The following is a 14,666-nucleotide window of genomic DNA, read 5'->3' on the forward strand; positions in this document are numbered from 1 at the left end:
ATGGGAACGACGCGACGACATCCACGAAGCCTTCCTCGGACTCGCCACCTGCCTCATCACCCACCGACACGTCCAACGCCTTTGTTAGGAGTTCTAAGGGTACTGATCCGGCGAGGCGTTCGCCCGGGCGTTCCGTGCAGTACACGGCGTCGGGCCAGGCGAGGCCAGGCGCACGGGCACCGCGCAGGTGTCCCAGTCTTCCGTCTCACCGTCCAAGGGAGCAGCAGTATGCGTTACCTTGTTGTGGACCATGCGGCATTCACCGTCGTGGGGTTCAGGTCCCGGATGCCATTGATGTACGAGGGTCCGAACCCGGCGATGGTGCGGTTCATTCGCGGCATCGCTCCAGAGGCGCTGTCCCCGCTGTCGGACCAGGAGCCGCGCGGCGTCGTCTCGGTCTGTGACGACCTTGACCCGGGCCAACGCCGAGGGCAGCGAATTCGAACTACCACGGAGTGATCCCCGCCGGAGGGCACGACGGCTCTGGCCGTTCCAGCCGGCAGCTGGGCGGTGTTCACCACGTCCGGTCCGGCGCCGCAGGCCATTCAGCACCTGTGGCGCGACGTCGCGACGTGTTCACTCAGTGGTTCCCCGCCAATCCCCATCACACTCGCCCAGGTCCCGAGATCCTGCGCACCTGCCTGTCGCAGGGCGGAACGAAAGCGGAATCGGAGCTGTGGCTGCCGGTGGAACGAGGTTCCGCGCCCGTGCCCCGGTGACCGCCGAACGTCAGCGGTGCAGCGCGGGTGCCGTCGTCCAGTCGGCACAGCGCAGCTGACCGGCCGTGACGGGGGCGCCTTCTGCGACGTTGCGGTCGTAGGTGACCGTCCTGACCCCGACGGGATCGGAGCCGACGGCGATGTCGAAGACCGCGTCGGTCCGTGGGTCTGCCTGGAGGCGTGCCCCGGGGAGTGCTGCGGCGAGTGTGGCTGCGTCCGCTTCGTGTCCTGCGGGGTAGGTGATGACCGGGGGGCCCGCGGGCCGCACGGGCGGAGCCGACGCCGATGTGTCCGTGACGACGAACTTGTTGCGGCGAAGTGCCTCGGCCACGGTGGCGTCGTCGACGCGTACCCGGATTCCGGCGGGGTTGGTCTCGGCACGGGTCTCGGGTACGGGGAGGATACGCGTGTCGCCCATGAGGGGACGGTCGGCGCTCAGTGCGTCCCACAGGGCCCGGGAGCGGGCCTCGTGCCAGATGAGTGTGGAGCCGACACCGGGAACCCGGTGGTCGAAGTCGGAGATCGGCACGGTGGCGAACTCGGTCTGCTCGGGTGACAGCCGGCCCAGTGCCCAGCCGATGCGCACAAGGTCGCTCAGGCTCGTCCGTTCGTCCGTGCGGACGGACTCGAGCAGCGTCTGGGCGGTGAACGCGGCGCTCACGGGATCGGTCAGTGCTCCCCGCACGGTGAGGTCCTCCAGCATGTCGGCGAGCAGGCGCTGCTGGCGGCGGACCCGGCCGAGGTCTCCTGGGCGGTTGATGTGCCGGGCGCGGGCATAGCGCAGGGCGCCGTTGCCGTCGACGCGGTGGGTCCCCCCGGTGATGTCCAGGCCGGAGTTCTCGTCCTTGAGCGGCTTGTCGGTGCATACGGTCGCCCCGCCGAGGTTGTTGACCGTCTGTTCGAAGCCGGTGAAGCCGGTTTCGAGGTAGTGGTCGATACGCAACCCCGTGACCTTCTCCACGGTACGCACGGCGAGCGGTCCCCGGCCGAGCTTGAACGCGCCGTTGATCTTGGCTCGGGGGGCGGGGCCGGCGGATCCCGCCGGAGTGGCGTACTGGACGTAGCTGTCCCGGGGGATGGATACGACGCTGGCACGGTGTTCGTCCTCGGAGAGGTGGACGAGCATCATCACGTCGGTGCATTCGCATCCCTGTCCGCCGACATGCAGGCGTCGCTTCTCCGCGGAGGACAGTCCTGAGCGGCTGTCGATCCCCACGATCAGGATGTTCGTGCCGCGGCCGGCCGGCTGGGCCGACGGAGCGTTCGTGGCGGATTCGGCATGGCCTGTGAGCCAGGGCGCGGTGGCCAGGGAGGACAGCAGGGCCAGCCCGACGGTGAGTCGGCGCATCGCACACCCCCGGAAGAGAAGTAGGGGAACATGTGTGACCGTAGTGGGAACCGGAGCCGTGACCGCGTTACGGGGCGACCGGCGCGCCGTCCCGGCTGTAGTGGTCACCCACGTTGTCCAACGCGGGCCGGGTCAGGCCGGACGGGCCTTGTGCAAAAGCCTGGAGGACGTTTGCGGTCACGGTGCGGGTGAAGTCGCCGGCTCGCCCGTCCAGTCCGTGGTTCACCCCTGGGCGTGCCGGACCGGTCGCCTTCAGCGCCTCGACCCAGCGCATGGTGCCTGAGGCGAAGAGGCCCGCACCGCTGCTCAGCGAGCCGTAGGTCATGTCCGCGTGCGACGGCCGCCCTTTGCACACGACGGGCGAGTGCGCCAGGATCTCAAGCGGCCGGGGGGTCGGACGTGCCGGATCGACACGGTCGAACTCGACCCCGACCAGGTGCGGGAAGGTGTCGCCCGCGCGTGCGGCGGTGCCTTCGAGCAGCCAGTGGTCAGGGTGGGACACCACGAGCGGGGCGTCCACGGGGTAGCCGTCGTAGAGCACCCCGAGCAGGGCACTCTCAGGGTCGGGCGCTGGTTTGCGGCGGTAGTCGTTGGTGGGTGGCAACCCGTGCTGGAACCCGGGGTCCTTCGCGTAGTCGTCCTTGTAGCAGACTGCCAGCCGGTCGGGACCCGTACCGGTGGGCTCGAACCTCATGCGGCGGTAGCAGCAGTTGGCGCCGAGGACGGCCAGGTTCATCCCCTGGTCCCGCGCCGATGTCACGTGCTGCCGCTGCTCCGGGGACCAGTATTCGTCGTGTCCCAGGGAAAGCATGCCCATGGCGCCGTCGAGCAGCTGTGGCGCTCGGGCGATGTCCACCCCTGTGGCGTAGGCGAGCGGCAGGCCCAGACGCTCGGCCAGCGCGACGAGCGGCGCCTCGTAGACGAGATACTGGCCGGCGCCGTGCCCGTTGGCATAGGGGCGGTCGAAGGAGACCGCGAGCGAACGGGATCCCTTCTTGCCGTCGGGGCCTTTGTAGAGGTCGGAGCCGCCCCACTTGTTGTAGGCCTGCCAGGTGGCCACCGCATTGACCACCACCAGCCGGCCCACCACCGACGAGGACCGCACGGTCAGCGGCACATAGCGCTGCCCTGCTCCCGCCTCCGCGTCGAGCCGCAGCAGGTAGCAGCCTTCCGGCCAACCGGAGGTGTCCACCTCCACCGTGCGCTGCCAGTCGCAGGACACCGTCCTCGTCGTGTCATCGGTCAAGGGGGGAGACTGGGACGTACCCGGGAGCCTTCCCGAGCGCCAGACGAGACGGGCCAGTGCTCCGCCGTACCAGCCCATTCTGTAGGCCGAAACGGTGTACGAGGCGGCCGTGGTCGAGATCCTCAGCGCGACGGGCCGGCCCGCGCGCACGCTGGTGTGTTCGGCGAAACCCTCGATGGCCCGGGCCGGGCCCGCATGCCCGATGCGCCAGTCGGAAGCTCCCGGCCGGAGATTCTCCTCCCGGACGTCGGAGACGTGCCGCCCGTCCACGAGGGGCGCCGCAGCCGCGCTGTGCCCTGACCAATGGCTTGCCGAGGCAAGGGAGACGGCAGCAAGCCGCAGTACCTGTCTGCGATGCGGGGGCAGCGGGCCCGCATCGCCGGATGCCCCGGCCGCTCCGCCGTCGTGAGCCATCGCACTCCTCAGCCGCTCGGCCGTCCCCACTCCCCTCTTTCTAGTCCAGCGATATCCCGATGCCCGGTACGCCGACCACCTCGGCGCGCCACTGACCGCGCCGGACCGGAGCCGCTCAGCACGTGGCGAAGATGTGCTCGGTGAGACGCTCCAGCGGCCGGGGAACACATGCGAGGTCCAGGTGGGTGACCAGCGCCCGTGCGTAGAGTGCCTTGCGTCCGCTGTGCGTGCCCATGAAGCGCCGCAGTTGGTGTTCGACGGGACGTGACCGTTGTGCCGGCTGGCCCTGGAAGGTGTGGAAGGGGCGCGTCTCGCCCTGGGCTTCGATCACCTGCCGGACGCCGTCGGCTCCGAGTGCGCGGATCAGCTCGTCCTCGAGGTCGGCGACGCACACGTGGAACCCGAGTGACTCCAGTCCGGAGGGCGTGAGAGCGGTCCCGAGACCGACCCGCTCCAGATGACGCCGGAAGTGCCGCTCCTCACCCGTGTCGCAGAGTCCGGCAAGAGGGAGGCCGAGCCCCGAAGGGCCGCACACATCCAGGAAGCGCCCGATGTTCGTCGCACCGCCGAGCGGCACGACCGCGATGTCTTCCGCGGCGAGGTCGCGGCCGTGGCGGGTGGCCAGTGTTTCGAGTGCGACCTGATCGCTGTTTCCCTCGACGAGCACGGCCATGCGTACGTTGCCTGCCAGCTCGCGCGCCACCACGGCGGCTGCGCCCGCTCGTGCTCCGCCGGCCGCCCACGCGACCAGGGCATGGCAGAACCGCGTCGACTCGTCCACGAGACCTCGCTTCCCCGGCTTTCATGCTGACACGACCGGGATCCCTGTGCACTGGAGTTCCCGGCAGTGGCACGCTCCACTTCGCCGGTACGGGCCCGGCGCCGTGCGCCGGGCCCGTACCGCGGCGGACATGTCAGACCCCCATCGAACCCGCGACCTGACGGGTCGCCGCATTGAGCCGGTTCCAGACGTTGATCGCCGCGATAGCGAGCAGCAGGGCGCTGAGCTGTGCCTCGTCGTAGTGCTCGGCCACCTCGTTCCAGATCTCGTCCGGCACCGGGTCCGAGGAGTCGGCGATGCGGGTGACGGCCTCCGTGAGGGCCAGCGCGGCACGCTCGGCATCCGTGAAGAAGGGGGCGTCGCGCCAACCCGCCACGGTGTCGATGCGCTCGTCGCTCGTACCGGCCTTGCGCAGGTCACGGGCGTGCATGTGGACGCACACGCCGCAGCCGTTGATCTGGCTTGCCCGCAGGTTGACCAGCTCCAGGAGCTCGTCCGAAAGACCCGTCGACTTCGTGGACTTGCCCAGGGCCAGCAGCGCCTGCATGGCGGACGGGACGACGAAAGCGGGGTGCTTCATGCGTGCTTCCATGATTCTCTCCTCAAGATCGAGTCTCAGCGGCTCGGTTCGGATCGTCACTGCACTGACGGATCGCGACGGGAGAATGTGACCGGTGGACGACAAGAATCTTCTGGCGGAGCGCTTCGAGGCCGACCGGCCGCATCTGCGCTCCGTGGCGTACCGGATGCTCGGCTCGCTGGCCGAGGCCGATGACGCTGTTCAGGAGGCATGGCTGCGCCTCAGCCGCTCGGACACGAGCGAAGTGGCCAACCTTGGTGGCTGGCTGACGACGGTCGTGGGCCGGATCTGCCTCGACATGCTGCGGTCCCGGACATCACGGCGCGAGGACCCACTGGACGTGTACCTGCCGGATCCAATCGTCAGCAGCATCAGCGGCACCGATCCCGAGCAGGAGGCGATGATCACCGACTCGGTCGGGCTCGCGATGCTCGTGGTGCTGGACACGCTGCCGCCGGCCGAGCGGCTCGCCTTCGTGCTACACGACATGTTCGCGGTGCCGTTCGACGAAATCGCGGACATCGTCGGACGCAACGCGGCTGCCACACGGCAGCTCGCGAGCCGGGCGCGGCGGCGGGTGCAGGGCGCCGTGCCGGAACCGGAGACCGATCCCGCCCGGCAGCGGAAGGTCGTCGAGGCGTTCGTCGCGGCGTCGCGCGGGGGCGACTTCGAGGCGCTCGTCTCGCTCCTGGACCCGGATGTCGTGCTGCGGGTGGATGGCGGCGCGTTGGCTCCGGCGCTGTCGAAGCTGGTGCGCGGGGCTCAGCAGGTGGCGAGCCAGGCATGGATGTACCGGCGCTTCGCACCGCTGGCCCGGCTCGCGCTCGTCAACGGCGCGGTGGGCACGGTCACGGCCCCGGAGGGCGAGGCCATGTCGGTCATGGCCTTCACCGTCTCCCGCGGCAAGATCGTCCGGCTCGACATCCTCGCGGACCCGTCGCGGCTGGCCCGGATCGATCTGACCGTGCTGGACCCCTGAGTCGACGCGGCCGTGGAGGACGTCGTCACGCAGGGCCGGCTCGCCCACATGGAGTTGGCGCCGGGGTCTGCCGTGACGGCGGCCTACGAGACGACGGATTCGGTGCGGTCCGGCGAAGGAGCGCGCAGAGAGGCAGCGGCAGAGCGAAATGATCGAGCAGAATGCATCAGATCGGAAGATATTCCAGCATTGAACGCATAAGCCCCACGGCGCGTCGTCTCTCCGGCTAGCGTTCCCGGCGACCGGTCACCAGCCCAGCACGGCGGAGGACCGGGAGTGTCCGGTGGGATGTCGGGATGGGGGCGAACGGGTGCGGGTGCTCGCGCAGCGGTACGAGTTGGTGGAGGCCGTGGGGCGCGGTGGCATGGGAGAGGTGTGGAGCGCGACGGACCGTGAGCTCGCCCGTCGCGTCGCGGTGAAGGTGCTGCCGCCGGAACTCACCCGGTACGAGGAGTTCCGCAACCGCTTCCGCCGCGAGGCGCGGACGGTCGCGTCACTCAGCCACCGGGGTATCGCGGTGCTCCACGACGTGGGCGAGGACACCGAGGACGGCGCGTCCGGTGAGACCACTCCGTTTCTCGTCATGGAGTTCATCGAGGGCCGCACCCTGGCGCAGCTGCTCGCCGACGGCCCGTTCGCGGTCGAGCGGGCTCTCGCCGTCGCCCGGGACATCACCGACGCCCTCGCCCACAGCCATGGACGCGGTCTCGTGCACCGGGACATCAAGCCCTCCAATGTGATGCTCAGTTCCGACGGTGAGGTCAAGATCCTGGACTTCGGTATCGCCAAGGTCATCGCGGAGACCTCGACCCGCCTGACCGTGACGGGCATGGCTGTCGGTACTCCCGCGTATCTCTCACCGGAGCAGCTGGAGGGCCGCCTGGTGGACGGCCGTTCCGACGTGTATTCCACCGGGTGCCTGCTCTATGAACTGCTCACCGGGCGCCCGCCGTTCATCGGAGACTCGCCGTTCGCGGTGATGAACCAGCATCTGAGCAGGGAACCGCTGAGCCCCTCACTGCTGCGTCCGCAGATTCCCGCGGAAGTCGACGCCGTGGTCCTGCGGGCGCTGGCCAAGGGCTATGAGCAGCGGTACGCCGGTGCGGCGGAGATGCGCCTGGCGCTGACCGAAGCCCTGGAGCGCCGCCCGGTGGCGGCCGGCGCTCCGGCATCCGGGCCGAAGCAGACGGAGGTGGCGCAGGCACCCACGCGGACGGCGGTCCCGGTGGCCCGGGTGTCGCCGGAAGCCGTTGTCCCGGAGCCTCCGGCTCATGCGCCGGACACGGCCGGCACGGATGCCGGTGCGGGAACCACCGGTGCGACGCCGTCCGTGGCGGATGCGGGCACGGTCGCGCCAGGTGCCACGCCGAAGGCTGGCAAGCGCCGGTTGTCGGTCCCCTTCGACCGCGCGGCCGCGGCGCTCGGCATCGTGGCCTCCGGCCTCGCGGCTCTCGGCATCGAGGACAGTCCGTATGTGGTGGCGTGGGCGGCCGCCGCGGTGCTCGGGCTGGGCGTGTGCCGCTGGCTGCCCCTGACCTCCGCCCTGCTGTGGTGGGGTGCCGGAGCTCTCGTCTTCGCCGGGATCGAGTCCGGAGGCCGCGCAGACGGGTACGACTACACGTCCGTCTCGGAGTCGGACTTCGACAGCACACTCTATTCCTACAATCCGGATGACGGCTCGTACGCGGAACTTCCCAAGGACTCCTGGGGCTACAGCGTCTTCGAGAAGAACTACGACGACACCTACAGCGCCGCGTCGGGCGAATCGAGCCTTTCCTACGACGAGTACACAAGCCATGAGGCGCTGGGTATCCCGGCGCTCCTCCTGGCCGCACTCTGCTTGTCCAGGTCCTTGCATCCGCGCCGCCGGTCGGTGCTCGGGGCCGTCTGCGGGCTCATGCTGAGCGGGCTCGGAATCGGCTGGCTCGCCTTCGGTGCGGTTCCGCAGACCGGCGTGTACGCGGGGGTGTGGGGCCTGGTGACCGTGGCGTCCTCCGTCATCGAGGTGCGAAATCGGCGTTCTCTGCGGCAGCGGAGCAGCGGCGGCGCCTCCTGACAGCCCCGGCCGTCCCTTTCGTTCGAGGGCGACCCACCACCCCCGATAACCCGATAACCAGTACGTCGTATCAGCCCGACAATAGTCGACTCATTCCCCTACCGGAAAGAAAGCGGCTGGGCGGGTGAACCCATATATCGGTGCGCGCAGTCGAATTGACATGACATCACACGGAAGGGACGGTGTCGCCACGAACTCGATTCAGCCATCGACAACAGGTGAGGAAAACATGCTCTCCCATTCAAAGTGGTTCGCCGCGACAGCCACCGTACTCACACTCTCGTGCCTCACGGGTTCCGCATCCGCGGCCGGCAACCCCGTTCCTCCGGACTGGGGCACCGGCAAAGACCGTACGGTGGTGATCCACCTCGAGACAGCGGGCACCGGAAGTCCGACATTCCTCCCCAGCGCGGAGGAGTGGGCCACCACCGTAGGCGGCCAGATCTTCAGCACCGACGACCTCCTCCGCGACGGTGAGCCCTACGGTTCGGAGGTGACGACGTGCGTCACCGCGAGCGTGGCTCCGACGCACGCCACCCTCTGCCGGGGCAGTTTCCTTCTTCCCGGTGGCGAGATCACGTGGGAGCACGCGCAGCTCGACTCGGCCGCCACCCCGTACGACGTCGCCATCACGGGTGGCACCGGCGACTACAAGAAGGCTCGCGGTTACGCTCGTATCGAGCGCACCGAGGAGTTCGGCGGCGACTACTACCTGCACATCATTCTGTGACCGGCTGAGCCCGCGTTCCCTTTCGGGGAAAGGGGGCAGCTGGGTGGCGCAGAGAGCGAAGCTCCTGACACCGGGGTGGCAGATCAGGACCAGCCACCCGCTGTCAGGAGCTTCGCCGTTTCCGGTGATGCTGTCGCGAGGTCCGGCGACTCAGCCCTGGTCGTCCTGGTTGTCCTCGTTGTCCTTGTCGACCTGGTGGACCTGCGCACGCAGGACCTTGCCGTTGGTGGCGTCGACGACGACGTTCGCGACGGTCCAGTCGTTCTGGTCGACGATGTCGACCGACCACGCGGGGGTGTTGTCGTCGCTGTCCAGACGGACGTCGGTGACGGTGCCCTGCTGCTTCCCGGTCGCCGTCTTCACGGCCTGCTCCGCGGTCACCTCGGCCTTGCCCAGCATGTCGGCGACCGCGCTCTTGTCGTCGGCGTCCTGGTCGGTCTCCGGCTCGGACTGGAGCACCTTGCCCGACACCGCGTCGACCAGGACCCTGTGCACGGTGCCGTCCTTGGTGGCCACTTCAGCGGCCCACTCAGGACTGCCGGGGCTCGGTGCGGGACTGACGGTGCTGCCCCTCTGGAAGCGGGACAGGTCGATCTCGACCAGCTCGCTCCCGGAGACTTCTCCGACCGCGGTGGCGGCCGCCTTGTCCCACGTGATCTTGGCTGCGGGGATCAGGGCCTTGAGCTCCGCCAGGTCACCGGTGTCTTCGGTGTCGGCAGGACTCGGGGAGCTATTGCCGCTGGCTGTGGCGGTCGGCGCCGCTGCGGGGCCCTTGGTCCCCTCGTCGGCGCTGCATGCGGTGACGAGGAGGGCGGTGCAGGCGAGGAGGCAGGTGGGGAGCGCGACGCGCAGTCGGCGCGCGGATGGCGATACGTTCATACCGGCACGCGTAACCGCATGTTCCGCGCCACAGACAGACCGTCCCGAACTTCACCCGATCGTGCCACTACTCGGGTGATGTCCGGCCTCACTTGGCGGCGACGCGGCGCAGCCCGAAGCGGCGGCGGGCCCCGTGGCCACCCCGCGGGGCTGGGGGCTCATCGGATCCCTAGGGCGCAGGCTGTTGCTGACCGCGGGGCCGGCGGTGACGGCCGTGGCACCGGGCCCGCGTGCCGGGTGCACCTCGCCGGATGCCGGGGGCTCGTGCAGCATGTGTCTCCCTTCAGTTGCCGTCGTCCACGGAGGCCAGTCCGTTGAACACGCCGACGTAGGCCGTGCCGTCCGGGCCCAGGGTGATCGGCGCCCAGCTGTTGTCGTAGCCCGCTCCAGTGCCCACGAACTGCTTCCAGCGGGTCTGGCCCGTACGGAAGTCCAGGGCAGTCAGGTACCAGGCGTCGATACCGCGACGGTCGGGGTCCTTGGTGTACAGGTAGATCAGCCCGTTGCCGGTGGACAGCTTCGGGACGACGGACGGGGACCGCTCTCCGCTCTCCCACACGGTGTCGCATCCGCCGGCGTCCCGCCGCACGTCGATCCGGGTGACGCCGCCGGTGATACTCCGGCCGAAGGTGAGCGACGTGATGTTCTCGTAGCCGTAGTTGTTCTCGACTACGAGGCTGTTACCCCAGCTGATCAGTGAGTTGTCCGTCGTGGATGCGCCCGGGGCGAAGACGGGGATCTCGCACACCAGACGGCTGTCGGCTGGCACGTCCGCACCGCGCCGGTAAACGAGGACGTGCATGCGATCGTCGGCGTTGTCGGTGATCGCCACGTACCGGCCGCCGTCGCCGAGGATGTCCGGGGTGGTACCTGAACCCTGGTTGACGGAGCCCGGCTTGGTGCCGGTGCCCCGGTCGTAGGTCTGCCGCCACACCATGGCAGGGGTTCCGTCCGCCGCCGCGGTGAACTCGTAGAGCGCGTGGTCGGAGACGATCGACACACCGTCGGCAGCGACGGAGAAGGAGTTCTGGATCTCCTCGCCGCTCAGCCGGACGGAGCGGATGGCGCCCGTGGCGGTGTCGACGGTGCCGATCCGGCCCTGCCGGGTGACCCACCAGATCCGGCCCTGCCAGTCCGGCATGACGGAGGTGACCGGATCGCAGATACCGGACGGATGGAGGTTGGTCCAGGTCACGCAGTCGTGAGGGACGTGACCGGTCAGGTCCCAGTCGTCGGTGACGGTGAACGCCCAGCTGCCGTCGGGCTTCTGCCGGTGGGCGAGTCTGACGAGGTGTTGCCGGGAGTCCGCGAGCACCAGCCGGTCTTCGTTGTCGAGGTACGAGTAGGCGCCGCCCGAGGTGTCCTTGAAGATCCGCGAGAAGTCCAGCCGGGTGATCGCCTCCACCGTGGACGGGCGTTGCGGCAGCCTGTACTCGGCCAGCGTCGCCAGCGTGTGCGGGTCGAGCAGCTTGACCAGGAAGCCGGTGAAGGTCCCGCACACGGTGACGATCCGGCCCGCGCGGTCGAAGGTGACATTGGCGCATTCCCCGCCCAGCACCGCCATGCGTTCACTGCCGGACCGCGGGTGATCGCCGAGCGGGCCGGACCACGGGTAGGTCGCGCTGCCCCAGCCGTCGGCGTGCATCCCGGAGCGGCCGTTCGCCGCGAGGTAGGGGTGCTGCGGGGGTTGAGTGCCGGGGAGCGGCTGAGCGGTGGCGGGGGCGCCGACGTAGGGGTCGACCAGACGGTGGCCGGGCGCCTTGGGGATCGGGTCAGCCAGCGAGGGCGTGGGGAGGGCCAGCGCCGTACCCGTGACAAGCGACAGCGTGACGGCCAGGGCACGGCTGAGCGTCCTGCGGGACATACGACTCCTCGGGGCCGCGCGGTTGATGGTCGCACCGCGGCGACCATAGGAGCGCTCGCTCGAAGAGTCCACGGAATCAAGGGAGTTGTTCGTGATCCTGCAATGAGCCGGTGCCGTGGACCGGGGGACGTCCGGAGCGTGTGGCTCCCCGGGGTGCCGGCCGCCTCGACGGAGTGCGGCGAACACCCGGGGTTGTCCGCTGCCGCGTCCTGTTCCACCAGCAACAGCCGGGTCGCAACGATGGTTGACGGTGGCGAAGTCGTGGTTGCCGGGCCAGGGCCCTGGAACTACTGTCAAGCGCACAAGGAGTCCGTCCAACCAGAAACGATCAGGAGTCTGCGTGAGCGAGCGGCCCGTCCCGGATCCCGTCGAGACCGCGCGGCGTATCGCCTCGCTGGCGGAGCGGTCCGGGATCGAGCGTACGGACGTGCTGAGGGTCGAGGGAGAGGGCGGCCTGTCCTTCGCCTCGGGGTTGCCCGCTGAGGACGTCGAGGCCCTGCTGCGCGGTGAACAGGTCCCGGCACCCCAGCCCTCCCGCGGCGGAGTGGTGGACCTGGAGGACCGGCACCGTCAGGTGGTCGACCGGATCCTCTTCCTCCGCAAGACCCGACTCAAGGCGTTCCCGGACGGTACCCGACGGGTGTACTCGCTCGCGGAGATCGCGGCCGGGGCGGGGACGAGTGCCCAGTGGCTCGACAAGATGATCAAGGCGGGGAAGGCCCCGAACCTCGATCACGCCGCCGGCATCGCGGAGTTCTTCGGCGAGAAGATCGAGTTCCTGGTGGCTCCGCCGGCCGAGGCCCTGGACAGAGTTCTCCAGCAGATCCACAAAGACCTCCTGGAGCGCACCGTCGAGCGCCAGGACAAGGATCTCGCGCGTCTCAAGAGCGCCGGTCCCGCCGTCGGCCCGGACTCCGAGCTCGGAGTCGTCGGCTACGCCGCACGCGCCCTGGCCGATGTCCCCGACGACACGGCTCAGCCGCTCATCGCTCTGATCGAATCCGTCGCAAGGCGGGCACGCGAGGAACGCGCGCGGGGGAACTGAGCGGACGTACTCCCGTCGGCACTGGTGACGCCCCCTGAGGACGCCAGGTGCACTCGCCGATCGGCCACGGGGCCCGGAAAGGGTACGGTGCGCCTGGAACAGGTTCCACACAGGTTCCACACAGAGTCGGCACACCGGGGGGGTGGGGGTGGGATACGTGATGGGTATCTCGCGCGAGATGAAGCGCTACCGAGACGAACTGTTCGCGGGGGTGGGGGATCCGGTACCGCGCGACCCTCACGTGCTGCTCCAGGCGTTGTGCAGCCATCTGACGGCGTGCACGGGGCGCGAGGTACGGCTGATGTTCGAGTCGTTCCCGGCGGACACGGTCAGTGGACTCTGGATCGACCTGGGCGACTTCGACTTGATCGCGGTGGAGGCGAACACGGCGCCACTCCACCAGATCGTGATCGCGGGTCACGAGCTCTGGCACCACAAGGAGGGCCACTGCGGCCACGGCGGCAGCTCCATCGGGGCGACCGCGGCGGCACGCATGGTCGGGGACCGGTGGTCCGTCAGCGATGCGATCGCCCACGTGGCCGCGCGCGGAGACACCGAACTCGACGAGGAACGCCGTGCGGAGAGGTTCGGCCGCATGCTGGCTGCCAAGTTCCGTCCGTACATGGAGGGGCACCGCGGACGACCACCCGCGGACGGCGCTGTCGGCCGCATCCAGGCTTCGCTGAAAGGCTGAGCGTGGAAGACGGCGTCAATTACTACATATCCGTGGCCGTGCTGGCGATCGCCCTTCTGGTGAAGCTGCCCGCGCTGCTCAGGAGATGGCGCAGCCCGCTGGTCCGCGTGGTGAACGCCCTCCTCCTGATGCCCTGCGGAGCCTTACTGTTCTCGGCTCCGCCCACGATCACGTTCGTCAACCGGACCACCGGCATCAGCAACCTGTCAGCCGTACTGGTGCACTGCTTCCTGTGCGGCTTCTCCTGTGCCTGTCTGGTGCTGATGGAGTACTGGCGCGGAGACACCGACGTGCAGGCAGGTACCCGACGACGGGTCCGGGCCTGGCTCCTGGGATACGGCGTGTTGGTGGCCTGTATCGCCGGCCTCTTCGCCCTGGGGGCGACGCCGGTCGAGCGTCCGCGGGACTTCGACACGTACTACGCCAACACCCCCTTCATCCGCGAGATGCTCGTCCTCTACCTCCTCGCCCTGGTCGTGGCCGGCATCGTCACGATGAAGGCATGCTGGCGCTGGGCCGTCGAGATCAGCACTTCCGACGGGAACCCGGACGCTCCAGGAGGGAGCACCTCGTTGCGGGCGGGGCTGCTCGTCCTCGTCGTCGTCTCGCTGGCCGGCGTCGTCTTCGGCGTGTCCAAGCTCTTCGCGATCCTCGCTCGATGGACCGGAAACGACTGGGACCGGCTCAACGAAGGCGTGGCGCAGGTCGTCTCCCTGATCGGCGTGCTGATCGGCCTGGGTTTCCTGGTGCCGATGTTCGGTCCCCGGTTCGCCGCACGGATCTGGCGCCCGTCGCTGGCGCTCATCGCCTTACGTCCGCTGTGGCGCATCGCGTCCCAGCCGGCCACCGGTGCGGCCAACGCGTCGCTCCTGCACACACGGTGGTACGCGAGTCCCGAGCAGCGCTTGCTGTCACAGCTCACGAGCATTCACGACTGGATGCTGAGGTCGCGCGCCCACTACAGCGACGATCTGCGCGCTGCGGCTCACGCACGGGCCAAGGAGGACGGGGAGCCGGAGCGCGAGGCCGTCGCCATCGGTCTCGCCGTCATGCTCCGGACCGCGGCCGCCGACCGCCTGCGCAAGGCGCCCACCGATGACGGACAGAGCACCAGGGCTGCCCTGGCGCTGCGTTCGGCGGAGGCCGAGTATCCCGACCTGATCGTGCACATCTCCCGTGCGCTGCCCCGCGTGACCGATGCGCATGACATCGACGTCGACGCGGCGCCGGATACGTTCCGCTCCGGCGCCTCCTCGTCGCGCGAGGCCACCTCGGCGTAGGGGCGACAGGCCACCACCGACCGGCACGCCCCGGTAGACCCCCGTAGACCC

Annotated in this window: 12 protein-coding genes and 1 pseudogene; 7 read left to right on the forward strand and 6 right to left on the reverse strand. The window is 69.3% G+C overall.

The window, feature by feature from the left end:
• Positions 1 to 91: 91 nt before the first annotated feature.
• Positions 92 to 719, forward strand: a pseudogene (locus tag ABZ532_RS20225) (GyrI-like domain-containing protein); the annotation flags it as partial.
• A gap of 10 nt (positions 720 to 729) precedes the next feature.
• Here ABZ532_RS20225 and ABZ532_RS20230 read toward each other — a convergent pair.
• From ABZ532_RS20230 to ABZ532_RS20245, 4 genes are all read right to left on the reverse strand, one after another.
• Complete coding sequence (locus ABZ532_RS20230; protein WP_361285178.1) at positions 730 to 2,067, reverse strand: LCP family protein; 1,338 nt, start codon at positions 2,065 to 2,067, stop codon at positions 730 to 732.
• Positions 2,068 to 2,134: 67 nt separating this feature from the next.
• Entirely contained in the window at positions 2,135 to 3,727 is a 1,593-nt protein-coding gene (locus ABZ532_RS20235; RefSeq protein WP_361285181.1) for a N,N-dimethylformamidase beta subunit family domain-containing protein, read from the reverse strand.
• A gap of 115 nt (positions 3,728 to 3,842) precedes the next feature.
• Positions 3,843 to 4,508: a TOPRIM nucleotidyl transferase/hydrolase domain-containing protein gene (locus ABZ532_RS20240; RefSeq protein WP_361285184.1), complete on the reverse strand. Its 666-nt coding sequence runs from the start codon at positions 4,506 to 4,508 to the stop codon at positions 3,843 to 3,845.
• A 133-nt stretch (positions 4,509 to 4,641) separates the two neighbouring features.
• Positions 4,642 to 5,100, reverse strand: a complete 459-nt coding sequence (locus ABZ532_RS20245) for a carboxymuconolactone decarboxylase family protein (RefSeq protein WP_361285187.1) — start codon at positions 5,098 to 5,100, stop codon at positions 4,642 to 4,644.
• Between the two features lie 82 nt (positions 5,101 to 5,182).
• On the opposite strand from ABZ532_RS20245, the gene sigJ reads away from it, so the two are divergent.
• The 3 genes from sigJ (at position 5,183) to ABZ532_RS20260 (ending at position 8,853) form a co-directional block, all read left to right on the forward strand.
• Positions 5,183 to 6,067: an RNA polymerase sigma factor SigJ gene (gene sigJ / locus ABZ532_RS20250; protein WP_361285190.1), complete on the forward strand. Its 885-nt coding sequence runs from the start codon at positions 5,183 to 5,185 to the stop codon at positions 6,065 to 6,067.
• Positions 6,068 to 6,350: 283 nt separating this feature from the next.
• Positions 6,351 to 8,123, forward strand: coding sequence for a protein kinase (locus ABZ532_RS20255; protein ID WP_361285193.1), 1,773 nt, complete (start codon positions 6,351 to 6,353; stop codon positions 8,121 to 8,123).
• A gap of 229 nt (positions 8,124 to 8,352) precedes the next feature.
• Complete coding sequence (locus ABZ532_RS20260; protein WP_361285196.1) at positions 8,353 to 8,853, forward strand: hypothetical protein; 501 nt, start codon at positions 8,353 to 8,355, stop codon at positions 8,851 to 8,853.
• A gap of 150 nt (positions 8,854 to 9,003) precedes the next feature.
• On the opposite strand, the gene ABZ532_RS20265 is transcribed toward ABZ532_RS20260, so the two are convergent.
• Complete coding sequence (locus ABZ532_RS20265) at positions 9,004 to 9,732, reverse strand: PepSY domain-containing protein (RefSeq protein ID WP_361285199.1); 729 nt, start codon at positions 9,730 to 9,732, stop codon at positions 9,004 to 9,006.
• A 283-nt stretch (positions 9,733 to 10,015) separates the two neighbouring features.
• The gene (locus ABZ532_RS20270) at positions 10,016 to 11,596 is read right to left on the reverse strand and encodes a hypothetical protein (protein ID WP_361285202.1); all 1,581 of its coding nucleotides are present in this window, start codon (positions 11,594 to 11,596) and stop codon (positions 10,016 to 10,018) included.
• A 340-nt stretch (positions 11,597 to 11,936) separates the two neighbouring features.
• Here ABZ532_RS20270 and ABZ532_RS20275 point away from each other — a divergent pair, with 340 nt between their 5' ends.
• The 3 genes from ABZ532_RS20275 (at position 11,937) to ABZ532_RS20285 (ending at position 14,615) form a co-directional block, all read left to right on the forward strand.
• Positions 11,937 to 12,641, forward strand: coding sequence for a hypothetical protein (locus tag ABZ532_RS20275; RefSeq protein WP_361285205.1), 705 nt, complete (start codon positions 11,937 to 11,939; stop codon positions 12,639 to 12,641).
• 160 nt (positions 12,642 to 12,801) lie between these two features.
• Positions 12,802 to 13,335: a toxin-antitoxin system, toxin component gene (locus tag ABZ532_RS20280; RefSeq protein ID WP_361285208.1), complete on the forward strand. Its 534-nt coding sequence runs from the start codon at positions 12,802 to 12,804 to the stop codon at positions 13,333 to 13,335.
• 2 nt (positions 13,336 to 13,337) lie between these two features.
• Complete coding sequence (locus ABZ532_RS20285; protein WP_361285211.1) at positions 13,338 to 14,615, forward strand: hypothetical protein; 1,278 nt, start codon at positions 13,338 to 13,340, stop codon at positions 14,613 to 14,615.
• Positions 14,616 to 14,666 lie beyond the last annotated feature (51 nt).

This window comes from Streptomyces sp. NPDC019396, assembly GCF_040632375.1.
Classification (GTDB): Bacteria; Actinomycetota; Actinomycetes; order Streptomycetales; family Streptomycetaceae; genus Streptomyces.